Origin of the sequence: Brevundimonas sp. M20, from assembly GCF_006547065.1 — a bacterium.
Lineage (GTDB): Bacteria > Pseudomonadota > Alphaproteobacteria > Caulobacterales > Caulobacteraceae > Brevundimonas.
In genome coordinates, this window is sequence record NZ_CP041243.1 from 3,078,092 (window position 1) to 3,099,721 (window position 21,630).

The following is a 21,630-nucleotide window of genomic DNA, read 5'->3' on the forward strand; positions in this document are numbered from 1 at the left end:
CGGAGCGTGATGCTCCGGCCCTTCCGATGCTCATGGTGCGGCCGGCTTAGGTGCTGGCCGGAGCGGAGCCCGCCATGCCGTCGGTCACGGCCTGGAACTTGTCGCGGATCGTGGTGCCCAGCGCGGTGACGGCCGAGATGATCACGACGGCGATGAGGGCGGCGATCAGGCCGTACTCGATAGCGGTGGCGCCCGACTCGTCGGACATGAATTTCGAAACGAACTTGGTCATCTGGTCGTCCTTTCCCCTTGGGAGCAGCTGATCGGCAAACGAGGAAGCCGGTCACCCGTCCGCCCCTACAGCTTCAACATGAGACGGCTCAGGTTAAACCCACGCGTACTTTTATGTTTACCGTCGCGTTTACTTTGATCGCCGGATTTTCGGCATTCCAGCAAAGCAAAAGGGCCGGGGCGCGATGGCCCCGGCCCTTCGCCGGTTTCAAGACCTTGCGGCAGCGTTTAGGTGCTGGCCGGGGCGGAGCCCGCCATGCCGTCGGTCACGGCCTGGAACTTGTCGCGGATCGTGGTGCCCAGCGCGGTGACGGCCGAGATGATCACGACGGCGATGAGGGCGGCGATCAGGCCGTACTCGATGGCGGTGGCGCCCGACTCGTCGGACATGAACTTCGAAATGAACTTGGTCATGAGCTTTGATCCTTGGGAACAGAGGTTTAGCGAGCTAACTGACGCGGGGGGAGCCGGCAGCCCGCTTGACCCCCAAAACGCAGGATGGTTATCGCCCGGATCGGTTAAAGTCTGGTCTGCGCTCTTGGTTACTCTGTGGTTTACTCTAAAAAACTGCAGCAACGCTGACCTGGTGAGCTGTTCCGGGTCATTTCAGACTTTCTTGAGGATTGAACGGCAGTGTTCGGCCACGCTCCCGCGCGCGCCCGTTCATTGGAAGTCGTCGCCATGTCCCGCCCGATCCGTTTCGCCGCCGTCCTCGCCGCAGCCGCCGTCATGGCCGCCCCCGCGGTCGTCTCGGCCCAGTCCGCCAGCCTGAATGTCGAGATCGATCAGGCGCGCCGGGTGCAGCTGCGTGGCGCGGCGGGCTCGGTCATCGTGGGCAATCCGGCCATCGCCGACGTCACCGTCGTGGACGCCAACACCCTCTACATCACCGGCAAGGGCTATGGCGTGACCGAGGTGATCGCGGTCGATGCCGTCGGCCGCACCGTCTTCCAGAGCCAGGTCGTCGTGACCTCGGGCGACGGCGGTGGTCGCGTCCGCGTCTGGCGCGGCGCGCAGGCGACGGAGATGGCCTGCGCCAGCTCGTGCTCGCCCTCCGTCCGCGCCGCCGGCAGCAACGCCGGACAACCGACTCCGTAACGCCCGGTGCGCCCGGTCCGGATCCGAAGGGGCGCCGCCGCCCGCCGCGCCCGGGAGGGCTCCAGCGCCGTGGAATTCGCCATGGTCGCCCTGCCCTTCTGCCTGATGATCTTCGCGATCATGGAGCTGGGCATGGTCTTTGTGACCGACTCCATCCTCGAGAACGCCACCATCGAGACCGGCCGCCTGGTGCGCACGGGCCAGGCGAAGGCCCAGGGCATGGACGGGGCGCGTTTCAAGGAGGGCGTCTGCTCGCGGATGAGCATTTTCTCCGCCGATTGCCCCAGCCGCCTGAGCATCGACGTGCGGGTGATCCCGCGCTTCAACACCACCCCCCCTGATCCCATGGCCGGCGGGACATTCAACGAAGGCGCGCTGACCTACGCCAACGGGCAGGCGGGCGACCTGATCCTGGTCCGGACATGGTATCGTCAACCCTTGCTCACGACCTTCATGTCTCAGGGCCTGTCGCGGCTGAAGGACGGCACGGTTCGGCTGTCGGCGACGACTGCGTTCAGGAATGAACCCGAATGATGCGGCTCTCGCTTATCCGCAGGCTGGCGAAGGACGAGCGCGGCATCTCGGCGGTCGAGTTCGCCCTGCTGGCGCCGGTGCTGATCGCCTTCTACATGGGCCTGTCCGAGTTCTGTCAGGGCTATATGGCCCAGAAGCGCATGGGTCATGTGGCCTCCATGGTCGCCGATCTGGTGGCGCAGAAAGACACGGTGACGACGGCCGATCTGACCGACGTCTTCTCCATCGGCGGCCTGATCATGAAGCCGTTTCCGACCACGACGCTCAAGCAACGGGTGACCAGCGTGACCCGGACCGGAACCCAGGCCAAGGTCGACTGGAGCCGGGGCGACGGCATGGAGGCCCGCCCGAAAGACGAGGTCGTGACCCTGCCCGCCGACCTGCTGGAAGACGGCCAGAGCATCATCATGGCCGAGGCGACCTATGACTATGAATCGCCGGCCGACTATCTGATGCCCGGCCTGACCCGGTTCTCGCACACCTACTATTTGCGCCCGCGGACCAGCGACAAGACGGTCTGCACCGGCTGCTAGGGGCCGATCAGCGCCTCACGCAGGGCGCGGATCTTGGCTTCGGTTTCGGCCAGTTCGGCGGCGGGATCGCTGTCCGCGACGATGCCGGCGCCGGCGAGGGTGCGGAAGCGCCACCCCTCCCTCTTGCGTTCGAAGGCCGCTGTGCGGATCAGCACCGAGGCGGTCAGACCGCCGTCGGCGATGTGGAACAGGCTGCCGCACCAGACACCGCGCGGCGGCTCGTGGGCGGCAATGACCTTCATGGCCTGATGCTTGGGCGCGCCGGTGATGGAGCCGGGCGGGAAGGTCGCCTCCAGCAGGTCGGCGGGTCCGACGCCCGGCGCGGCGCGGGCGAGAACGGTCGAGACCAGATGATGCACCGTCGGCAGGGGCTCGACCTCGAACAGCCGCTCCACCTTGACCGAGCCGGGCGCGGCGGCGCGGGCCAGATCGTTCCGCATCAGGTCGACGATCATCAGGTTCTCGGCCCGGTCCTTGGCGCTGGCCTGCAGTTCGGCGGCGAGGGCGGCGTCGCGGGCGGGGTCCGGATCACGAGGGCGGGTGCCCTTGATCGGGCGGGTCTCGATCCGGCTTCCGTCGAAGGTCAGGAAAAGTTCGGGCGAGTTGGACACGATGGCCCGATCGCCCAGCCGCCAGAAGGCGCCGTAGGCCGAGGCCCGCCCGGCGAGGCGCAGCATCACGTCGAAGGGGTCGGCGCCGGGGTGCAGGGCGCCGGTCCAGGCCCGGGCGATGTTGGCCTGGAACAGCTCCCCAGCGGCGATGCGGGCGACGACGTCGGCGACGGCGGCTTCGTAGGCGGCGGGCGGCGCCTCGGGTTCGAGGCTGTCGGCGGGCGGCGGCGGCGGGACCGGGTCGACAGCGGCCGCGAGCCAGTCGACGGCCCTGTCAGCGGCGGCCGCCGGATCGGCGCCCCGGCCGATGGCGAAGGCCTGGCGGGTCTGGTGGTCAAAGGCCAGCATGGCCGGATAGCGGCCCAGCATCAGGTCAGGCCAGATGGCCTCGCGGGGGCCTGTCGCTGGTCGAGCGCCGGCGTCATAGGCCAGCAGGCCGACAACGCCGTCGGCGAAATCCGGGTCACGCAGTCGGTCCAGACCCGCCTCGACCGGTTCGATGATGACCCGATCTGGCTCGGCGGCCACGAAGGACCAGCGACCGAGCGGCCCGCCGTCCGACAGCAGGGCCAGCGCCCCGTCCCGGCTCCGCAAACCCGTCGCGACGGCGAGGGGATCGCGCCACGGCAGGGGGCGGCGTTCGACCGCGCGGGAGGTCACGCCGACAGCCGCTCGCCGATCCGGTCGCGCAGGGCGGCGTCCACGCCCAGCGCCTGTTCGAGATAGGCGTCGATGGAGCCGTGGCGGGCCTCGATTTCGGCGATGGCGGTCTCGAGATAGACGGGTTCGACACCGAGGAAGGCGACGACGGCGTCGTGGGAGGCGGGACGGCCGGTGACCTTCTCAAGCTGGCGAGCGACCCTGGGCGCCATGCCCTCCAGATCGACGGCGGTGTTGGTCAGCAGGTAGTCGGCGATCAGATCGTCGCGGTGCACGCCGAGCAGGTGATGGGTCAGCGCGGCCAGCGTGCCGGTGCGGTCCTTGCCCGCGGTGCAGTGGATCAGCACCGCGCCTTCCCCTTCGCCGAGGGCGCGGAAGTAGCGGGCGAACAGGTCGAGGTGGGCGGGCTCGAACGGCAGGGTCCGGTAGATGCCGGTCATGAAGCTCCGGCCCGCGTCCACCGTCAGGTCGGCGGTGCGCAGGAAGCGGATATGCGGCGCCTCGCCGTCGGGGCCGAGATCGCTGTGCAGCGCCTGACCGGCCCAGCCGGACGGGCGCTTCGAGGGCTGGTCGCGACGCTCGCCGGGACGGCGCAGATCGACGATGGTCCCGATGTTCAGGGCGCCGAGCCTCTCCAGATCGGCGTCGGAGACCCGCGCCTGATGCGCCGAGCGGAACAGGCGACCGGTCGCGATCCGGCGACCGGCGGCGGTGTCATAGTCGCCGTAGTCCCGGAAGTTGTCGAGCGCGTCAAAGCGATGGATGCGATCCGTCATGGCATCGCTCTAGCCCGTTCAGGCCTTGCCGACGAGCCCCTGCATCGCGTCGAGATAGGCGATGAAGGCCTTGCGCCCATTCGGTGTCATGGAGGCCTCGGTCAGGGGCTTGCGGCCCTCGAACCGTTTGGTCACGGCGACGAAGCCCGCGTCCTCCAGCTTGCGCAGATGGACGGACAGATTGCCGTCCGTCGTCTGCAGTCGGGCCTTCAGGGTGTTGAAGTCGGCGGTGTCCACCCCCGACAGCACAGCCATGATGCCCAGCCGGACCCGGCCATGAATCACGTCATCGATGCGGCTGATGTCGAACTCTTCCGCCATGGATCAGGCCTGTTTCGCGCGGCGCATCAGCAGGAAGCCCGGCAGGGCCATCAGCAGGAAGAGGGCCGCCGCATAGCCGAGATACTGGGCCGGCTGGCCGGACAGGGCGCCCAGGGCGGGGGCGGCGATGAAGGAGGCGACACCCAGCCACCACAGCGGGCCGGACTTCAGCATGGCCGCCGTGACGGACCAGCCCATGCCGTAGAAGACCATGATGATCGAGGGGACCATCCAGAAGATCAAACCGTTCTGGTCGGCCCCGAGGCGCAGGGTGACGGTCATCATCGAGGCGAACAGCACGAAGATGCCAAAGCCGACCCCGGCCCAGACCGTGCCGATGGCGCGGTCGGCGGCGGTGCGGACTCCCTCCGCGCGGCGAAGTCGCAGGATCAGGGCGAAGTTGACGATCAGGAACAGACCCGTCGCGATCAGCCAATCCATGCCGGCGCCGACCAGCCGCGGCGCGATCAGCCCGGTCATGTGGGCCCAGTGCAGCAGGCTGGTCAGGCCGTAGATGAGGCCGGCGGCGAGCAGGATGGAGGCGCCGCGCATGGGGGCGGCCCCGTTCTCCTCGGCCAGCTGACGCAGCCAGGCGATGTCGGCCGAGGTGTTGTCGGTGTCGTGAGTCATCGGAGGTGATCCTTTCAGGCCGTGCGGCCGGACGCCAGCCAGGCGCCGGAGATGAGGACGAAGGCGAACAGGGCGCAGGCATAGACAAGGCCGCGGAGGGGACTGTCGATCAGGGCCGCCGCCAGACCGGCGGCGCAGAAGGCCCCGACGGCCGGACCGATCATCCAGCCGCGCCGGGTGCGGATCGCGGCGGTCGTCCAGGCGACACCGTACAGGCCGATCCCGACCGGGGTCATCCAGTACATCGTGGTGAAGTCCTGACGGACGATGGAGAGGACCAGAAGGATCAGGGCCGCGCCGATGGTCGCACCGATGCCGAGGCGCGACCAGACCGCCGCGCGCCGCCCGGCCTCTCCGCCCATGCGACGCAGGCGGGCGAGGGCGAACAGGAAGACCGTCACGGCGACCGGCCAGCTGAGCGACAGGACGGCGGGATGCAGGGGCAGCAGACCGCTCTGGACGCCGTACTGGAACAGGTTGGACAGGCCGAAGACGGTTCCGGCGAGCGCCAGCACCCGACCGGCGGCGACGGCGAGGGTCGGGGTTGAAACTGGCGCGGAGGCGGGCAGGACAGCGGCGGTCATGGAGCGGTTCCGGTTGCGATGACCACAGAGTGCGTGAAGAACTTTATTATGTAAAGTACTTATCCGACGCAATGAAAATGAGGGTGGGAAGGGCGCGGGACGCCGGGCCTCGCCCGGTGCTGTTGGATAGATTTACCGTTTCGACGAGAGCGACGTCCCGCGCGGCCGTTTTCCACACGCCCTCCGGCTGGCGGCCTTTGATTTAGGGCCTTGCCGGATCACCGCCGGGATCATTGCTGACCCCGACGCGGGGCGGACTTCGACCGTTCAGAGACGCCAGCGGTCCGCTTCCAACAGCGCGCGGCGAGCAAGCGGGCAGGATCCATCCCTGCCCGACGAGGACCCCCGCGCTCTCCTTCGCGCGGGCTTCATCGCTCGGCCACAGCCCGCCGTCGTCGAGCAGCGTGGATCCGACGCCCTCCCCATCGACGGGATGCGGGTATTGTGAGGGCCGGGCTTCCTATGGCGGGAGAATGACGCTGGGGATTTGAAATCCGACCCAAGATCAGTGGCTTGGCGCGCCGGATTGCGCGGGCTGAACGTGAACTCCTCCGTATCTTTGAAGGATGGAGTGCGGCGCCTCACCTCTCCATCGCCCGCTTCAAGGCGATGGGGAGGACAGATCGCGCAGCGATCAGGAGGGGGCGGCGCAGGCGTTTGACGGTTGGCCGCCGACACCGGTGTTCGAGACCTGTCCGGCCACCACCGGGCCGCCCTCTCCTGACCGTCGCTGCCGCGCCGGTCTGTCCTCTCCATTCGCTTGAGGGCGAATGGAGAGGTGAGCGCAGGCAGAACACCTTGCCCCCTCCCTCGGCCCGGGTCACAACCTTCGCCATGAGCACCAGCTACAATCGCATCGCCTATGAGGCGCTGGAAGTCTGCAACGGGGTGACCCTCGCGACCGTGAAAGACGCCGTGGCGCGGGCGGGGCTGGCGCCCGGCGCGCGGGCGGCGGATGTCGGGACCGGCAATGCGACCGTGGCGATCCGGCTGGCGCGAACCTTCGGTTTCGCAACGACGGCCATCGAATATGATCCGGGCATGGCCGAACTGGCCGCCGGGCGGATCGCGGCGTCGGGCGCGGCGGTCGAACTGGTCATCGGATCGGCGGCGGATGTGCTGGCGGACCTCCCGCCGCTGGACCTGATCACGGCCCTCGGGACCACCAACATTACCGGCGAAGGGCGGCCGTCGCCCGAGGCGGGGTTCGCCTTTCTGAAGACCCGCCTGACGCCCGGCGGATACCTGTTGTGGGGGGATCTGGTGTGGATCGCGGAGCCGCCCGCGCCGCTCAGGCAAATCGCCGAAGCCACCAATCAGTACACGGACAATACAGGCTGGAAGGCCGCCGCCGAGACCGCCGGGTTCGAGGTCGTCTGGTCCGAAATCTCGCCGCAGGCGGTGTTTGACGCCTATGCCGCGGCGGCGGACAGCGCCGCGCGACACTGGCTGGCGACGAACGCGGATGCGCCGGAAGCGGCGTCGGTTCAGGCGGTCGCCGACCGGGTGAAGATGGTGCTGGAGTTCGGCCGCCCCTTTATCGGGTTCGGACTGTACCTGCTGAAGGCGCCCGCCTGATCAGGCCGTCCGGATGATCCCGTTGGTCGCCTGAACCGGCCAGGGTGTCAGGCGTCCACCCGCGCAGGGACCGCCCGTGCAGACCCCCGTCAGGGGCTCGAACACAGCGCCGTGCCAGCCGCACAGGATCAGGGCGCCGTCCGGAGTCAGATACCGGTCCAGCTCCATCGCCATCGGATAACCGGCGTGCGGGCAGCGGTCGATGTAGCCCGCGACCTGACCGTCCTTGCGGACGACGAAGCCGTGGAAGAAGGCCTCGCCGATCTGGAGCACGAAGGCGCGCGAGCCGGGATCGGGGATGTCATCCTCGGCGCACAGGGCGACGTTGGGCGGGGTCTTCCAGACCCGCTTCCGCTCAGCCTGAATCCCGGACACGGTCAGTCGCGCTCGGCGCGCAGGGGGCGGGACAGCAGGTTGTCGATGACCTCATCCACCGTGGTCTCGCCGCTGAGCAGGGCGGCGACGGCGAGGGAGATGGGCATGTCGACGCCCATTTTCGCGGCCAGTTCGCGCACGGCGGGGGCGGATTCATAGCCTTCGGCGACCGAGCGCTTCCCGGCTAGCGCCTGTTCGACGGTCTGGCCCTGACCGAGGGCGAGGCCGAGGCTCATGTTGCGCGATTGCGGGCTGGAGCAGGTGAGGACCAGATCGCCCAGACCACAGAGACCGGCGACGGTCTCGGCCTGACCGCCCAAGGCAACGCCCAGACGGGTCATTTCGGCGAAACCGCGCGTGATGATGGCGGCGTGGGCGCTGCGGCCCAGACCCTTGCCCTCGCTCATGCCGCAGGCGATGGCCAGCACGTTCTTGATGGCCCCGCCGACCTCGGCGCCGATCAGATCGGTCGCCAGATACGGACGGAAGGCCGGGGCCGACAGGGAGGCCATCAGAGCTTCGCCCAGAGCCTCGTCCGCACAGGCCAGGGTGACGGCGCTGGGCAAACCACGCGCGACCTCGCCCGCGAAACTGGGCCCGGACAGGACGGCGATGGGCGCCTCGGGCAGGGTCTCGGACAGCACGTCCGTCATCAGCTTCAGCGAGCCGCGCTCGATGCCCTTGGAGCAGAGCACCACCGGCACGTCCGCCCGGTGATGGGGGGCGAAGGCCGTCAGGGTAGAGCGCATGTGCTGGGCGGGCGGCACGGCCAGAATGACGTCGCAGTCGGCCAGATCAGACAGTTCGGTCGTGACCGAGATCCGGTCGCCCAGGGTCACGCCGGGCAGGAAGGCCTCGTTGATCCGCCGCTCGCGGATGCTCTCGACCACATCGGGCTCGCGCGCCTGCAGCAGCACGTCCAGCCCGGCGCAATTGGCCACCTGCGCCAGGGCCGTGCCCCATGCGCCGCCGCCGATCACCCCTGCCCGCCTGAATTCCATACCCGCTCCCAGCCCCTTAAGCCTTCGCGCCCTTCCGGCCCGGCTTGTGGGCCGGGTCGGCGAGCGCCTTCTGTTCATCCAGCGGCCAGCGTGGGCGGGCCGCCGTATCGATATCCGACACCAGACCCTTCCGCAGACGCTCGGCGCCCGCAAGAGCGATCATCGCCGCATTGTCCGTGCAATAGGCCATGGGCGGGGCGAGGAAGTCGAACCCGTTTTTCGTCGCGACGGCCTCCAGCGTGGCCCGGACGGTCCTGTTCGCCGCCACGCCGCCGGCGACGACAAAGAGGCGGCTGGAATTGTGTTCCGCATATTCCTTCAGCGCCCGGTCCGAGCGTTCGCCCAGCTGGCGAGCGATGGCGGTCTGGACGGCGTCAGCGAGGTCGGCCTTGTCCTGCTCAGTCTCGCAGGTCGAGGCGAGGCGCGAGGCGGCGGTCTTCAGACCCGAGAAGGAGAAGTCGCAATCCTTGCGGCCCAGCAGGGCACGCGGCAGGTCGAAACGCGCCCCGTCGCCGGAGGCCGCCAGCCTCTCCAGCGCCGGGCCGCCCGGGTAGCCGAGGCCCAGCGCCTTGGCGATCTTGTCGAAGGCCTCGCCCGCCGCATCGTCGATGGTGGTGCCCAGCCGGGTCATGTCGCCGACGCCGCGCACCTCCAGCAACTGGCAATGGCCGCCCGAGACCAGCAGCAGCAGGAAGGGATAGGCGACCGGCCGACCCAGACGGGCCGAGACGGCGTGGCCCTCCAGATGGTTCACCGCCACCAGAGGCAGGTCGCGGGCCAGCGCAACGGCCTTGCCGTAGCTGAGCCCGACCATGACCCCGCCGACGAGGCCCGGCCCGGCGGTGGCGGCGACCCCGTCCAGCCCGTCATAATCGAGCCCGGCCTCGGCCATGGCGCGGCGGGTGACGCCGTCGATCATTTCCACGTGACTGCGGGCCGCGATCTCGGGCACGACGCCGCCGAAGGCCGCGTGATCGTCGATCTGGCTGTGCACCACCGACGACAGGACCGTCGCTTCGCCCTCCGGCGACAGGCGCACGACCGAGGCGGCGGTCTCGTCACAGCTGGTCTCCAGACCCAGGACGATCAGGTCCGCGACGCGCGCGTCGGTTGCCCGACCCGGCTCGCTGCTATAGTCCGCGCCAACTGTCATCCGGGTCGAGGTAGCGACCCTGTCGAACCCGCGCAACGTCTCATGCCCTTTCCGATCCGCATCGGCACCCGCCGCTCCAAGCTCGCCCTGACCCAGTCGGGGATGATGCAGCGCGCCATCGGCCGGGCCATGGGGGTCGCCGACGCCGATCTGGCCGAAGCCGTGCCACTGGTCGAGATCGTCACCACCGGGGACCGGGTGCAGGACCGCCGCCTGCTCGAGATCGGGGGCAAGGCCCTGTTCACCAAGGAGATCGAGGAAGCGCTGCTGGACGGCCGTGTCGATGTTGCGGTTCACTCGATGAAGGACGTCCCGGCCGAGCAGCCGCCCGGCCTGTGCATCGCCGCCATCCCCGAGCGCGAGGATCCGCGCGACGCCTTCATCAGCACCCATTTCGCCGCGTTCGATGCGCTTCCGGCGGGCGCCGTGCTGGGCACCGCCTCGCTGCGGCGGCAGGCGCAGGCGCTGGCCCTGCGGCCCGACCTGAAGATCGAGATGCTGCGCGGCAATGTCGACACCCGGCTGAAGCGGCTGGCCGACGGCGATTTCGACGCCATCCTGCTGGCGACCTCGGGCCTGAACCGGCTGGGCTTCGATGAGGTGATCCGCGAGCGGCTGTCGCTGGACGCCTTCCTGCCCGCGCCGGGTCAGGGTGCACTGGCCCTGCAGACCCGCGAGGGCGAGAGCGCCGCCTGGGTCGCGGCCCTGAATCATCCGCTGACCGCGCTCGCCGTCGCCGCCGAGCGGGGCGCCATGACCGCGCTGGAAGGCTCGTGCCGCACCGCCATCGGCGCCCATGCCGAAATCCGCGAGGGACACCTGCGGCTGACGGTCGAGATGCTGGCGCCGGACGGCTCGGCGCGCTGGCGCCGGGCGGGCGAGATGGTGGACGTCAGCGCCGCCGACGCCGAAGCGGTCGCCCGCGCGCTGGGCCTGCGGCTGGGCGCCGAGGTGCACGCCGCCGCCGGCGACCAGAGGATCGACCTCTGACGGGCCTGCGCCGAGTCTGGGTGACCCGGACCGAGCCGGGCGCGTCGCGCACGGCGGCGCGACTGGCCGCACGCGGTTTCGAGCCCCTGATCGCCCCGGTGCTGGCGGTTCGTCCGATCCTCCAGCCCGCGCCCGACCTGACCGGGATCACGGCCCTCGCCTTCACCAGCCCCAACGGCGTGGCCGTCTTCGCCGACCTGAGCGCCGACCGGTCCCTGCCCGTCTTCGCCGTGGGCGACGCGACGGCCGAACGCGCGAGGCAGGCGGGGTTCGCCACTGTCGCCTCGGCCTCCGGCGCCCTGTCGGACCTGGCCTGGCTGATCTCGGGCGAGGCGACCGGCCGTATTCTGGTCCCCGGCGCGCGTCAGCCGGCGGGCGATCTGGACGCCCTGCTGAACGGGGCGGTCGAGACGGTGATCCTGCCGATCTATGAGGCGACGGAGACCAAGGCGACGCCGCCCGCGGATTTCGACGCCGTTCTGGTCCACTCCCCTCGCGCGGCGCAGGCGGTGGCCGGGTCGCTGGGCCGGACCGGCGGCGCCGGGCGACTGGCGGTGGCCATTTCAGCGGCGGCGGCCGCCCCGCTGGCGGCGGCCGGATTCGCCGAAATCCGCACCGCGGGCGAGCCGACGGACGCCGCCGTGCTTCTGGCGCTTGGCAATCCCGCGCCTCACGTATAAAGAGCCCCTCTCGCGCGGCTCGGGACAGACCCGATCCGACGACAGGCCGCTTTAGCTCAGCTGGTAGAGCACCTCATTCGTAATGAGGGGGTCGCGTGTTCGAGTCACGCAAGCGGCACCACTTTCCTTCTCCACCGTCCTAGTTGAACACCGCGTGGTATTTCCGGCGCGGGCCGGGGGCGGTTTGCGTGGGGATCAGGTGGATGGAGACGGCCTCGGCGTCCTGGCCCGGACGCATCAGGTAGTGGCCCTCGACCAGCAGGGTGTCCCAGGGCGTGCTGAAGATCAGGACAAAGGGATCGCGCCCGCCGGGCATGCCGCCGCGCAGGTTCTCGACCTCATCCAGCTGGATGGTGATGGCCTTGGGCTGGGTGTCGACCAGCCACTGACGGCCCGCGAAGGGCGTGAAGTGATAGGCCTGCAACAGCATGGGCGGCGATTCAACGGACATGGCGTCTTCCCCTGCGCCACTTCGTCGGGCGCGCGATCACATCGTGCATGTTCGCGCGAGGTCTGCAATCTGAAGGCATGAAATATTCCAGACCCTTACCCGAAGTTGATCTGCGCGACGCGGGTCCGGCCGACGCGGACTTCATGGAGGCGCTGGCGCGGATCCATCTGGCGGAAAATCTGGGCGCGCCGCCGGGGGTTGAGGCCGGGCCGTTGCTGGAGATGCAGATGCGGTCACGTGCGATGATGCTGGAGCACAGTTTTCCGGACCTGCGGCGGCGGGTCGGACAGATCGGGGACGCGCCGGTCGCGGTCCTGCTGACGGCGATCCGGGACGGGGCTCTGCATGTGGTCGAGATCGCCACGGCGCCGCGGTGGCGCAGGCGCGGGGTCGGGGCCGCGCTTCTGGAGCGCGTCGCGGCGGAAGCGCGGGCCGGCGGGCAGGACGCGACCGCCCACATCTTCGTCACCAACACCGCATCCCTGGGCCTGTTCAGCGGCGCCGGCTTCACCTTGACCGCGCAGCCGGGCGCCGCGCAGGTCGTCGCCCGGTTGAGAACGGGTATCACCGTTACGCCGGACATAGCCTGACTCCAAAAGCTATGCCATGGTTGTGTGATCGATAAAATTCGCGCGTTGCGAAGACCGATCAGGAGGGAAAATCCATGGATGTCTTTGTCGGCACCATCATGACGTTCGGCTTCAATTTCGCGCCGCACAACTGGGCTCTGTGCAACGGCCAGCAGATCGCCGTTCAACAGAATACCGCACTGTTCTCGCTGCTGGGCACCTATTACGGCGGCAACGGCACGACCAACTTCCTGCTTCCCAACATGCAGAGCCGCCTGCCGGTGGGCATGGGGCAGGGTCCGGGCCTGTCGGCCTATACGATCGGCGAGGCCAGCGGGACCGAAACCACCAGCATCAGCATCCTGAACATGCCGGCGCACAACCACCCGATCTCGGTGAACAACACGGCCGCGACCGTGAACGTCCCCACCACCGGCGTGGCCATCGCTGACGCCAACGGCTCCGACCCGACCAACGGCGATGCGGTTACGGTGAATATCTACGCTCCGGCCGCGCCCAACACCGTGCTGCACCCACAGACCTGCGGCGTGTCGGGCGGCAACCAGCCGATCTCGATTCTGCAGCCGACCCTGGCGGTCAACTATTCGATCGCCCTGTACGGCATCTATCCGAGCCGGAACTGACGATCGGCGCCACACATTGCGACAGATCGGCCGTCGGCATGACGGCTGATCTGGACGCCCCGCCCTGAACGGCCTAGCAAGACCGCAGTATCGGAGCGGTCCATGTCGCCAGGCCTCAGCGCGCGCCAGGAAGAATGTCTAAGGCTTACAGCCTTCCTGACCGACAAGGAGATCGCCGCCCGGTTGGGTCTGTCGGAAGCCACTGTCAAGAAACATGTGCATGAGGCCTGCCGCCGTCTGGGCGTGAACCGGCGCAAGGCGGCCCTGGCGCTTCTGGAACGAAAAGTACCAGAGGATACGAAAGACCCCATTGGCGGCTCCCTTTCCGCTGCGTTTTCTGCCCCTGACGTCAGGGAGGCAGACGATGATTTCGCAGAAACGGCCCCTACCCCAGTGGACCTGGGAGGATCTGGAAGCGGCGCTGGACGGGTTCAGCACGCTGGGCGAGAGCGACCCGGTGCGGGCGCACCTGATGCGGGGGCTGGCGGCGGACGCCGAACGGGCGAGCCCGCGGGAACTGCTGCAGCAGGTGCTGAGCGCGGGCTGGGTCATGGCGCAGGTGGGCGCGCAGAGCCCCGCCTCGGATACCGCCCCCCGCCGCGCAATTGGGGCGTCCGCATCCTGATCATCGTTGTGATGCTGGTGCTGGCGGCGGTGATGATGCGGGCGATCGCCGACAGCATCGTGGCCTATCAACGTCAGGTCCGGGTGATCGACGAAACCGTCATGCAAGGCGCTCCCCCGACGTCGGCCCGCTAGGGTCGTTCGGGGGCTCCGCCGACTGGAGGAGCCATGGCGCCCTTTCAAATCTTCTACCTGTTGCTGAGCCTGCTGGTCTTCGCTGTCGCCTGGATGCGCGGCGGGCATACCGAACGGGCCGGCGTGGCCATCTTCGTGCTGGCCTTCGTCGCCAGTCTGATGGTGCAGCCCCTGACCGTGAACCAGTTTCGGCTGGGCGAGGCGTTGGTGGATCTGGCTCTGTGCGGCGCCCTGGTGTGGCTGGCCCTGCGTCGGGATCGCTGGTGGACCCTCGCGGCGGCGGCTTTCGCCGGACTGACGATGATCGCCCACGCCCTGATGTTCATGACGCCCCATCTGGAGCAGGCGCACGTCCGGATGGATGTCGCCTCCCGCTGGGGCATCGGGGTGTTACTGATCCTGTGTCTGGCCGCCGGCGTGCTGGAGCGGTGGATGGCCGGAGAACGTCCCGCCAGCAACGAAGCGCGCTGGCGTCGACCGGAACGCCCGGCGACTTGAACATATAAACATACCTTTATATGTTTGGCGGACCGTCGCTGAGGAGCCCGCCTTGTCCCGTACTTCCTTCCTGTTCACTTCGGAGAGCGTTTCCGAGGGCCATCCGGACAAGGTCGCCGACCGCATCTCCGACACCGTGGTGGACCTGTTCCTGTCCAGGGACCCGGAAGCGCGGGTGGCGTGCGAGACCCTGACGACGACCAATCTGGTGGTGCTGGCCGGTGAAATCCGCGGCCACGGCATCATGGGCAAGGACGGCCAGTGGGCCCCCGGCATCGAGGCCGAGATCGAGGCCGCCGTCCGCGCCGCCGTGCGCGACATTGGCTATGAGCAGGACCAGTTCCACTGGGACACCTTCGAGTTCCAGAACCATCTGCACGGCCAGTCGGCCGACATCGCGGTGGGGGTGGACGCCGAAGGCGCCAAGGACGAGGGCGCCGGCGATCAGGGCATCATGTTCGGCTATGCGTCGAACGAAACCCCGGAGCTGATGCCGGCGACCCTGGCCTACAGCCACCGCATCCTGAAGGAGCTGGCCGCGCTACGTCACGCGGGCGGTTCGATCCTGGAGCCGGACGCCAAGTCGCAGGTGACCCTGCACTATGAGGACGGCAAGCCGGTGCGGGCGACCTCCATCGTCGTCTCGACCCAGCACGTCAAGGGCAAGACCCAGGCCGAAGTCGCCGCCGTGGTGAAGCCGGTGGTTGAAAGCGTGCTGCCGCAGGGCTTCATCACCAATGAGACCGTCTGGCACATCAATCCGACCGGCATCTTCGAGATCGGCGGACCGGACGGCGACACCGGCCTGACCGGCCGCAAGATCATCGTCGACACCTACGGCGGCGCGGCGCCCCACGGCGGCGGCGCCTTCTCGGGCAAGGACCCGACCAAGGTGGACCGCTCGGCCGCCTACGCCTGCCGCTATCTGGCGAAGAACGTGGTGGCCGCCGGTCTGGCCGACCGCTGCACCATCCAGATCAGCTACGCCATCGGCGTGGCCGAGCCGCAGTCGATCCACGTCGACCTGCACGGCACCGGCAAGATTTCCGAGGCGTTGCTGGAGGACAACATTCTGGGCCTGATCGGCGGCGCGACCCCGCGCGCCATCCGGGAGCATCTGGGCCTTAACAAGCCGATCTACGCCCGCACCGCCGCCTATGGCCACTTCGGCCGCGAGCCGGACGCCGAGGGCGGCTTCTCCTGGGAGAAGACGGATCTGGTCGAGAAGCTGAAGGCGCTTGCCTGAGGCGAGAGGCAGTAGGCAATAGGCAGTAGGGCCGCGGCGGAAACGTCGCGGCCCTTCGCATTGGCCCCGCGCTTTGCCTACTGCCTATCTGCCTGTTCCCTGCTGCCTTCCCCCTCTTCAGCCGCTATACGCCCCGCCATGGCCTCCGATAACGACACCTCCAACACCCCCACCTGGGGCCCGCTGCGCTCGTTCGGGCGCATCAAGTCGCGCACGCTCAAGCCGCGTCAGGCGGCGCTGTTCGATACCCTGCTGCCGACGATCAGCGTTCCCGATCCGGCGAACGGACCGATTGATCCGCAGGCCCTGATGCCCGGCGCGAAGGAAGTCTGGCTGGAGATCGGCTTCGGCGGCGGCGAGCATCTGGCGGCGCAGGCGGCGCGGCATCCGGACGCGCTGATGATCGGCTGCGAGCCCTTCCTGAACGGCGTCGGCTCGGCCCTGCGTCACATCGAGGACGGCGATCTGAAGAATGTGCGCATCCACGCCGATGACGCGCGCGATGTGATGAAGGCCCTGCCGGACGCCTCGCTGGACCGGGTGATGATCCTGTTCCCCGACCCCTGGCACAAGGCTCGTCACAACAAGCGTCGGCTGATCCAGGACGAAAGCGCCGCCGAGATCGCACGCTTGCTGAAGTCGGGCGGTCGCCTGCGGTTCGTGACGGACTGGAAGGACTATGCCGAATGGGCGCTGGAGCGTCTGGAGCGCACGCCGGGCCTGGAATGGACGGCCGACCGCGCCGCCGACTGGAAGACCGCGCCGGAGGACCACGTCGTCACCCGCTACGAAGAGAAGAAGCTGGGCGACACGGAGCCGCTGTTCCTGGAGTTCGTGAAAGCGGGGTGAGGCAAGCAGGTGAAGAGTGAGCAGAGGCGTGAGCAGGACGTGAGCTCAGCGCGTATGCTCACTTCTGCGCTCACTCTTCACCCACCGCCGCAACGCGGCAGCCGCCGCCACGACGAGCGCCGACTTCACCGCCATACCGATCAGGAAGGGCGTGACGCCGTGTTCGAGCGCTGCGGACAGGCCGATGTCGGTCGCCAGCCAGCCTGCGCCGAGCGTCAGGATCAGGACGTGGGCGGCCAGCATCAGGCCGAAACGGGCGAGCAGGCCGCCCGCCCTGTCGTAGAGCAGACCGACCATGGCGGCAGCCAGCGGAAAGGCGAACAGATACCCCGCTGTCGATCCCACGAAATGCTCCAGACCTGAAGCACCGTCCGACAGGACCGGCAGGCCCGCCGCCCCGAGCGCCAGATAGAGCAGAACCGAAGCCGTCCCGCGCCCGGGTCCGAGGACCGCGCCCGCCAGCAGGATCGCGAAGGTCTGCATCGTCATCGACACCGGCGTCATGGGCACGGTGATCTGCGCGCAGAGCGCCATCAGGGCGGCGAAGGCGAGGATCAAAACGGCGGAGATCAGGGCGCGCATAGATTCCCGAACCACGCCGGCCTTCATCCGGCAAGTCAGCGCTGGCGTTCGCACCTGAAGCGGCGCAGTAACCGCCGAAATCATACCGGAGAAACGCCGTGACCCTTTCGCTTCAGGACATCGCCTCGCCCGTCTTCGTGCGCGGTCTGAACAGCCTGTCCCACCTGATCGACAAGGCCATCGAGGCCGGACTGGACGAGAACGAGCTGATGGAGGCGCGGCTGGCGCCGGACATGCTGCCCTTCCCGGCCCAGATCCGCATGGCCGCCTTCTCGGGGCGCAGCGCCGTGGCCCGCCTGACCGGTCAGGCCTGGCCGAAGACGGACGACAGCGAAACGACGCTGGCCGAGCTGAAGGCGACCATCGCCCTGTCGATCGCCTTTATCGAAGGCGTGGACGCCGCGGCGTTCGAGGGCGGCGAGACGCGCCGGGTCGAGTTGCGCTTCCCGGGCGTGGAGCTGGACTTCGAGGGCATGGGCTATCTGACCAGCTTCGCCATCCCGAACTTCTACTTCCACGTCACCACGGCCTACGCGATCCTGCGCAACCGGGGCGTGGCGCTGGGCAAGCGCGACTATCTGGGCCGGCTGGCCCTGCTTCAGGCGGCCTGATCGGCCTTCAGGCGGGCGGCGAAGGCCTGGATGAAGGCGTACTGGTCGTCGGTCTCCGGCACGGGGCGACCCCGGGCCCGACCGACGCGCAGGACGGCCTCGTCCGCGTTCATGCCGCCCGCGATCAGGGCGCAGATGGCCAGTGACGGGGCGCGGCCCAGTCCGGCGCGGCAGTGGATGACGATGGCCTGACCCGACCGGAGACGGCCGTCGATGGCGCGGGCGACGCGGGCGTAGTGCTCCACATCACCGGGCACGCCGTGGTCGACGATGGGGAAGTTGTAGAAGCCGACGCCGTGCCGTTCAGCGGCCGCGCCTTCCTCGGTCAGACCGAACCCGGCGGCCTCGGCCGGTTCCAGCATGCTGACGACATGGTCGACCATGCCGCGATGCAGGTGGGCCATCTGTTCATCGAGGGCGTCGCCGCCGTCAGGCTTGCGCGACACGCCGAGACGCCCGGGCGTGTCGAGACCGATCCAGTAAACTTTCATCGAGGGTGTTTCTGCCGTCGCCCCATGGGGAAGGCAATCCGGTATTATCAGGGCTGACAAACCCCTCATGCGGGTCTATATGCCGCTCCACATCGTTAGACCGGCTCCTAACGGCGCCGTTTGAAGCGGCGGCCCGGACGGCCAGCCGCTTTTGTTTTGCCCGGAGTACACGCCGCTTGAAGGCCAGGACCGCCGAAGACCGCCAGCTGCTTGAGCTGATCGAACCCATCGCTGAAAGCCTGGGTCTCGAGGTCGTGCGCGTGCGCCTGATGGGCGGCACCCAGCGGCGGCGTCTGCAGATCATGGCCGAGCGCGCCAGCGACCACGACATCGCGGTCGAGGAATGCGCCCGTCTGAGCCGCGCCGTGTCGGAGGTGTTCGACGCCGCCGATCCGATCGCGGGAGAGTATCTTCTGGAAGTCTCGTCGCCGGGCATCGACCGCCCGCTGACCCGCCTGAGCGACTTCGACCTGTTCGAAGGCTATGAGGCGCGTCTGGAGACGGACCGGATGGTCGAGGGCCGCAAGCGCTTCAAGGGCGTGCTGGCCGGGACCGAAGACGACAATATCGCCATCGATCTGGAAGGGGAGGACGACACCGCCCTGATCCCGTTCGAATGGCTGGTCGACGCCAAGCTGGTGCTGACCGACGAACTGATGAAGGCGGGCGCCGAAAAGCGCGCCGCCCGTAACGACGACACTCTGACCGAGACCGAGGACTGAACATGGCCGTTGGCGTTTCCGCGAACCGTCTTGAGCTGCTGCACATCGCCGATGCGGTGGCGCGCGAGAAGAACATCGACAAGGAGATCGTCATCGAGGCGATCGAGGAAGCGATCCAGAAGGGCGCCAAGGCCCGCTATGGCGCGCACCACGACATCCGCGCCAAGATCGATCCGAAGACCGGCGAACTGACCCTGACCCGTCACGTCACCATCGTGGCCGACGACTGGCAGCCGGAAGACGAGCTGGAAGAGTTCAACGACAGCGCCATGGTGCGCCTGACGGACGCCTCGAAGCGCGATCCGGAAGCCGAGGTCGGCAAGGAATACGTCGAAAACCTGCCGCCGTTCGAATTCGGTCGCGTGCAGACCCAGATGGCCCGCCAGGTCGTGACCGGGAAGGTCCGCGAGGCCGAACGCGCCAACCAGTACGAAGAGTTCAAGGACCGTGTCGGCGAGATCGTCAACGGCACCGTCAAGCGCGTCGAATACGGCAATACCATCGTCGATCTGGGCCGTGGCGAAGGCATCATGCGCCGCAACGACTCGATCCCGCGCGAAGCCTTCAACATCGGCGACCGCATCCGCACCTACATCTACGACGTCCGCCCCGAGGCGAAGGGCCCGCAGGTCATGCTGTCGCGCTCGCACCCCGGCTTCATGGCCAAGCTGTTCGCGCAGGAAGTGCCGGAAGTGTACGACGGCGTGATCGAAATCCGCGCCGCCGCCCGCGACGCCGGTTCGCGCGCCAAGATGGCCGTGCTGTCGAACGACTCGTCCATCGACCCCGTCGGCGCCTGCGTCGGCATGCGCGGCTCGCGCGTTCAGGCGGTCGTCGCCGAACTGCAGGGCGAGAAGATCGACATCATCCAGTGGAACAACGACGAGCCGACGTTCATCGTGAACGCCCTCGCCCCCGCCGAAGTGTCGAAGGTGGTGCTGGACGAGGAAGCCGACCGCGTTGAGGTCGTGGTCCCGGACGAACAGCTGTCGCTGGCCATTGGCCGCCGCGGCCAGAATGTCCGCCTGGCCTCGCAACTGACCGGCTGGCAGATCGACATCATCACGGAGTCGCAGGACTCCGAGCGCCGCCAGCGCGAGTTCACCGAGCGCACCGCCCTGTTCCAGGAAGCCCTGGACGTGGACGAGGTCATCGCCCAGCTGCTGGTCACCGAAGGCTTCGCCACGGTCGAGGATCTGGCCTTCGTCGAACCCTATGAAATCTCCGAGATCGAGGGCTTCGACGAGGATACCGCCGAGGAATTGCAGACCCGCGCCCGTGAATTCCTCGATCGCAAGGCCGCCGAGCTGGACGCCAAGCGCAAGGAGCTGGGTGTCGAGGACGGCCTGCTGGACGTGCCGGGCGTGACCCTGGCCATGACCGTCGCCCTGGGCGAAGGCGGGGTGAAGACCGTCGAGGATCTGGCCGATCTGGCCACCGACGAAATCCGCGGCGGCTATGAAGTCCGCAACGGCGAGCGTGTGAAGGTTCCGGGCGTTCTGGAAAGCTTCAACCTGGCGCAGGAAGACGCCGAGCTGCTGATCCTGCAGGCCCGCGTGGCCGCCGGCTGGATCGACGCCTCGGAACTGCCGCAGCCGGAGCCCGAGCCGGAATACGAGGAAGAATACGCCGAGGGCGAATACGACGCCGACTCCGTCTTCTCGAACACCCCGTCGGACGAAGCGTCCGAAGAGGCTCCGGCGGACGACGCCGATCAGCCCGAAAACGCGTGATGGGAGCCCCCGCCGTTCATGAGCTTGCGCGACGCAACGATCGATAGAGACCGCCGGGACCTGGTCACGCACCAGGTCATGGATGAATCTCGTCTGATCCGTTTCGTCGCCGCTCCTGACGGCGGGGTCGCCCCCGACCTGGCGCGCAAACTGCCCGGTCGCGGCCTGTGGGTCGCCGCAGACCGCGCCTCCATCGCCACGGCGGTGAAGAAAAATCTGTTCAGCCGCGCGGCGAAAGCCCCGCTGAAACCCACCGCCGATCTGCCCGATCTGGTGGAATCGCTGCTGATGAAACGCTGTCTGGAGCAGCTGGGTCTTGCCCGGCGCGAAGGCGCGCTTATCTCTGGCTTCGAAAAATCGGCCGCCGCGATCCGCTCCGGAAAGGCCGCATGGATCGTCGAGGCGGCGGACGGTTCCGCCGACGGACGGGGCAAGCTTCTGGCCCTCGCCAGACACCAGATACCGCCGCCCCGGGTGTGCGGGGTCTTCAGCGCTGACGATTTGGGTTTGGCCCTTGGGCTGGAAAATGCGATACACGCCGTCCTGCTGGAGGGCGGGCGGGCCGATCGCTGGACCTTTGAGGTCGAGAGACTGGCGGGATTTCGACCGTTGACGCCCCCGGAGTGGGGCGACGAGGCGGCTGAGGCCCCGGATGGAAATTCAGACGGGCGGGGTTCCGCTCCCTGAGGGGGGCGGCGTTCCGCACGGCTTTTTGTGTTT

30 protein-coding genes, 1 tRNA gene and 1 pseudogene are annotated in these 21,630 nt (G+C 68.3%); 19 read left to right on the forward strand and 13 right to left on the reverse strand.

The genetic code is table 11. The features are described 5' to 3' along the window. Positions 1-46 precede the first annotated feature (46 nt). A complete protein-coding gene (locus FKQ52_RS15165; RefSeq protein WP_141627944.1) occupies positions 47-232 on the reverse strand; it encodes a Flp family type IVb pilin in 186 nt (61 codons plus the stop codon). Positions 233-459: 227 nt separating this feature from the next. Next, positions 460-645 carry a Flp family type IVb pilin gene (locus FKQ52_RS15170; protein WP_141627945.1) on the reverse strand — a complete coding sequence of 62 codons (186 nt, stop codon included), beginning with the start codon at positions 643-645 and terminating at the stop codon, positions 460-462. A gap of 267 nt (positions 646-912) precedes the next feature. Here FKQ52_RS15170 and FKQ52_RS15175 point away from each other — a divergent pair, with 267 nt between their 5' ends. The 3 genes from FKQ52_RS15175 to FKQ52_RS15185 all read left to right on the forward strand — a co-directional run bounded on the left by FKQ52_RS15175 (position 913) and on the right by FKQ52_RS15185 (position 2,396). Next, entirely contained in the window at positions 913-1,329 is a 417-nt protein-coding gene (locus FKQ52_RS15175) for a pilus assembly protein N-terminal domain-containing protein (protein ID WP_141627946.1), read from the forward strand. Positions 1,330-1,398: 69 nt separating this feature from the next. Further along, complete coding sequence (locus FKQ52_RS15180; RefSeq protein ID WP_240811674.1) at positions 1,399-1,863, forward strand: TadE/TadG family type IV pilus assembly protein; 465 nt, start codon at positions 1,399-1,401, stop codon at positions 1,861-1,863. Next, complete coding sequence (locus FKQ52_RS15185) at positions 1,863-2,396, forward strand: TadE/TadG family type IV pilus assembly protein (protein ID WP_240811675.1); 534 nt, start codon at positions 1,863-1,865, stop codon at positions 2,394-2,396. Before FKQ52_RS15180 ends, FKQ52_RS15185 begins: the two co-directional genes overlap by 1 nt. On the opposite strand, the gene FKQ52_RS15190 is transcribed toward FKQ52_RS15185, so the two are convergent. Genes FKQ52_RS15190 through FKQ52_RS15210 form a run of 5 tightly spaced genes read right to left on the reverse strand, consistent with a single transcriptional unit; the run spans position 2,393 to position 5,978 of the window. After that, positions 2,393-3,667: an anthranilate synthase component I family protein gene (locus tag FKQ52_RS15190; RefSeq protein WP_141627948.1), complete on the reverse strand. Its 1,275-nt coding sequence runs from the start codon at positions 3,665-3,667 to the stop codon at positions 2,393-2,395. The genes FKQ52_RS15185 and FKQ52_RS15190 overlap by 4 nt on opposite strands. After that, on the reverse strand, positions 3,664-4,443 hold the full coding sequence (locus FKQ52_RS15195) for a tyrosine-protein phosphatase (RefSeq protein WP_141627949.1): 780 nt from the start codon (positions 4,441-4,443) through the stop codon (positions 3,664-3,666). The genes FKQ52_RS15190 and FKQ52_RS15195 overlap by 4 nt, the downstream gene beginning before the upstream one ends. 18 nt (positions 4,444-4,461) lie before the next feature. Then, positions 4,462-4,764, reverse strand: a complete 303-nt coding sequence (locus tag FKQ52_RS15200; protein WP_141627950.1) for a transcriptional regulator — start codon at positions 4,762-4,764, stop codon at positions 4,462-4,464. Positions 4,765-4,767: 3 nt separating this feature from the next. Then, the gene (locus tag FKQ52_RS15205; protein ID WP_141627951.1) at positions 4,768-5,394 is read right to left on the reverse strand and encodes a hypothetical protein; all 627 of its coding nucleotides are present in this window, start codon (positions 5,392-5,394) and stop codon (positions 4,768-4,770) included. A 14-nt stretch (positions 5,395-5,408) separates the two neighbouring features. Further along, a complete protein-coding gene (locus FKQ52_RS15210) occupies positions 5,409-5,978 on the reverse strand; it encodes a hypothetical protein (RefSeq protein ID WP_141627952.1) in 570 nt (189 codons plus the stop codon). An 834-nt stretch (positions 5,979-6,812) separates the two neighbouring features. On the opposite strand from FKQ52_RS15210, the gene FKQ52_RS15215 reads away from it, so the two are divergent. Beyond that, positions 6,813-7,556, forward strand: coding sequence for a class I SAM-dependent methyltransferase (locus FKQ52_RS15215; RefSeq protein ID WP_168196879.1), 744 nt, complete (start codon positions 6,813-6,815; stop codon positions 7,554-7,556). Here the strand turns inward: FKQ52_RS15215 and FKQ52_RS15220 are convergent, their stop codons facing one another. Genes FKQ52_RS15220 through tsaD form a run of 3 tightly spaced genes read right to left on the reverse strand, consistent with a single transcriptional unit; the run spans position 7,557 to position 10,085 of the window. Then, on the reverse strand, positions 7,557-7,937 hold the full coding sequence (locus tag FKQ52_RS15220; RefSeq protein ID WP_141627954.1) for a Rieske (2Fe-2S) protein: 381 nt from the start codon (positions 7,935-7,937) through the stop codon (positions 7,557-7,559). Beyond that, positions 7,934-8,932, reverse strand: a complete 999-nt coding sequence (locus FKQ52_RS15225) for an NAD(P)H-dependent glycerol-3-phosphate dehydrogenase (RefSeq protein WP_141627955.1) — start codon at positions 8,930-8,932, stop codon at positions 7,934-7,936. Before FKQ52_RS15225 ends, FKQ52_RS15220 begins: the two co-directional genes overlap by 4 nt. A gap of 16 nt (positions 8,933-8,948) precedes the next feature. Further along, positions 8,949-10,085 (reverse strand): tRNA (adenosine(37)-N6)-threonylcarbamoyltransferase complex transferase subunit TsaD, encoded by a 1,137-nt coding sequence (gene tsaD / locus FKQ52_RS15230; protein WP_141627956.1) that lies wholly within the window; start codon positions 10,083-10,085, stop codon positions 8,949-8,951. Positions 10,086-10,127: 42 nt separating this feature from the next. Here tsaD and hemC point away from each other — a divergent pair, with 42 nt between their 5' ends. From hemC to FKQ52_RS15245, 3 genes are all read left to right on the forward strand, one after another. Continuing rightward, positions 10,128-11,075 carry a hydroxymethylbilane synthase gene (gene hemC / locus FKQ52_RS15235; RefSeq protein WP_141627957.1) on the forward strand — a complete coding sequence of 316 codons (948 nt, stop codon included), beginning with the start codon at positions 10,128-10,130 and terminating at the stop codon, positions 11,073-11,075. Between the two features lie 20 nt (positions 11,076-11,095). Next, positions 11,096-11,755, forward strand: a complete 660-nt coding sequence (locus FKQ52_RS15240; RefSeq protein ID WP_240811676.1) for a uroporphyrinogen-III synthase — start codon at positions 11,096-11,098, stop codon at positions 11,753-11,755. A gap of 45 nt (positions 11,756-11,800) precedes the next feature. Continuing rightward, positions 11,801-11,876, forward strand: a tRNA-Thr gene (locus FKQ52_RS15245). 18 nt (positions 11,877-11,894) lie between these two features. On the opposite strand, the gene FKQ52_RS15250 is transcribed toward FKQ52_RS15245, so the two are convergent. Then, a complete protein-coding gene (locus tag FKQ52_RS15250; RefSeq protein ID WP_141627958.1) occupies positions 11,895-12,206 on the reverse strand; it encodes a hypothetical protein in 312 nt (103 codons plus the stop codon). A gap of 77 nt (positions 12,207-12,283) precedes the next feature. Between FKQ52_RS15250 and FKQ52_RS15255 the strand changes: the two genes are divergently transcribed. From FKQ52_RS15255 to trmB, 8 genes and pseudogenes are all read left to right on the forward strand, one after another. Further along, positions 12,284-12,796, forward strand: a complete 513-nt coding sequence (locus FKQ52_RS15255; protein ID WP_168196880.1) for a GNAT family N-acetyltransferase — start codon at positions 12,284-12,286, stop codon at positions 12,794-12,796. A gap of 74 nt (positions 12,797-12,870) precedes the next feature. Further along, a complete protein-coding gene (locus FKQ52_RS15260) occupies positions 12,871-13,419 on the forward strand; it encodes a phage tail protein (RefSeq protein WP_141627960.1) in 549 nt (182 codons plus the stop codon). A gap of 102 nt (positions 13,420-13,521) precedes the next feature. After that, positions 13,522-13,626, forward strand: a pseudogene (locus tag FKQ52_RS16915) (LuxR C-terminal-related transcriptional regulator); the annotation flags it as partial. A 157-nt stretch (positions 13,627-13,783) separates the two neighbouring features. Further along, positions 13,784-14,044 carry a hypothetical protein gene (locus FKQ52_RS16705; protein WP_240811677.1) on the forward strand — a complete coding sequence of 87 codons (261 nt, stop codon included), beginning with the start codon at positions 13,784-13,786 and terminating at the stop codon, positions 14,042-14,044. Positions 14,045-14,052: 8 nt separating this feature from the next. Next, positions 14,053-14,178, forward strand: a complete 126-nt coding sequence (locus FKQ52_RS16805) for a hypothetical protein (protein ID WP_255431415.1) — start codon at positions 14,053-14,055, stop codon at positions 14,176-14,178. Between the two features lie 33 nt (positions 14,179-14,211). Then, entirely contained in the window at positions 14,212-14,676 is a 465-nt protein-coding gene (locus FKQ52_RS15270; protein WP_141627962.1) for a hypothetical protein, read from the forward strand. 52 nt (positions 14,677-14,728) lie between these two features. Further along, entirely contained in the window at positions 14,729-15,922 is a 1,194-nt protein-coding gene (gene metK, locus FKQ52_RS15275) for a methionine adenosyltransferase (protein ID WP_141627963.1), read from the forward strand. A 138-nt stretch (positions 15,923-16,060) separates the two neighbouring features. Beyond that, positions 16,061-16,771, forward strand: coding sequence for a tRNA (guanosine(46)-N7)-methyltransferase TrmB (trmB, locus tag FKQ52_RS15280; RefSeq protein WP_141627964.1), 711 nt, complete (start codon positions 16,061-16,063; stop codon positions 16,769-16,771). Positions 16,772-16,816: 45 nt separating this feature from the next. Here the strand turns inward: trmB and FKQ52_RS15285 are convergent, their stop codons facing one another. Continuing rightward, entirely contained in the window at positions 16,817-17,368 is a 552-nt protein-coding gene (locus FKQ52_RS15285; protein ID WP_205750797.1) for a biotin transporter BioY, read from the reverse strand. Positions 17,369-17,451: 83 nt separating this feature from the next. Between FKQ52_RS15285 and FKQ52_RS15290 the strand changes: the two genes are divergently transcribed. Next, entirely contained in the window at positions 17,452-17,964 is a 513-nt protein-coding gene (locus tag FKQ52_RS15290) for a DUF1993 family protein (RefSeq protein ID WP_141627966.1), read from the forward strand. Here the strand turns inward: FKQ52_RS15290 and FKQ52_RS15295 are convergent. Next, positions 17,952-18,455, reverse strand: coding sequence for a protein-tyrosine phosphatase family protein (locus FKQ52_RS15295; protein WP_168196881.1), 504 nt, complete (start codon positions 18,453-18,455; stop codon positions 17,952-17,954). The two genes, FKQ52_RS15290 and FKQ52_RS15295, sit on opposite strands and share 13 nt — an antisense overlap. Before the next feature lie 176 nt (positions 18,456-18,631). Between FKQ52_RS15295 and rimP the strand changes: the two genes are divergently transcribed. From rimP to FKQ52_RS15310, 3 genes are read left to right on the forward strand one after another with little or no spacing between them, the layout of a single operon-like run. Beyond that, positions 18,632-19,177, forward strand: a complete 546-nt coding sequence (gene rimP, locus FKQ52_RS15300; RefSeq protein ID WP_141627968.1) for a ribosome maturation factor RimP — start codon at positions 18,632-18,634, stop codon at positions 19,175-19,177. Between the two features lie 2 nt (positions 19,178-19,179). Continuing rightward, positions 19,180-20,910 (forward strand): transcription termination factor NusA, encoded by a 1,731-nt coding sequence (gene nusA / locus FKQ52_RS15305; RefSeq protein ID WP_141627969.1) that lies wholly within the window; start codon positions 19,180-19,182, stop codon positions 20,908-20,910. 18 nt (positions 20,911-20,928) lie between these two features. Continuing rightward, on the forward strand, positions 20,929-21,597 hold the full coding sequence (locus FKQ52_RS15310; protein ID WP_141627970.1) for an RNA-binding protein: 669 nt from the start codon (positions 20,929-20,931) through the stop codon (positions 21,595-21,597). Positions 21,598-21,630 lie beyond the last annotated feature (33 nt).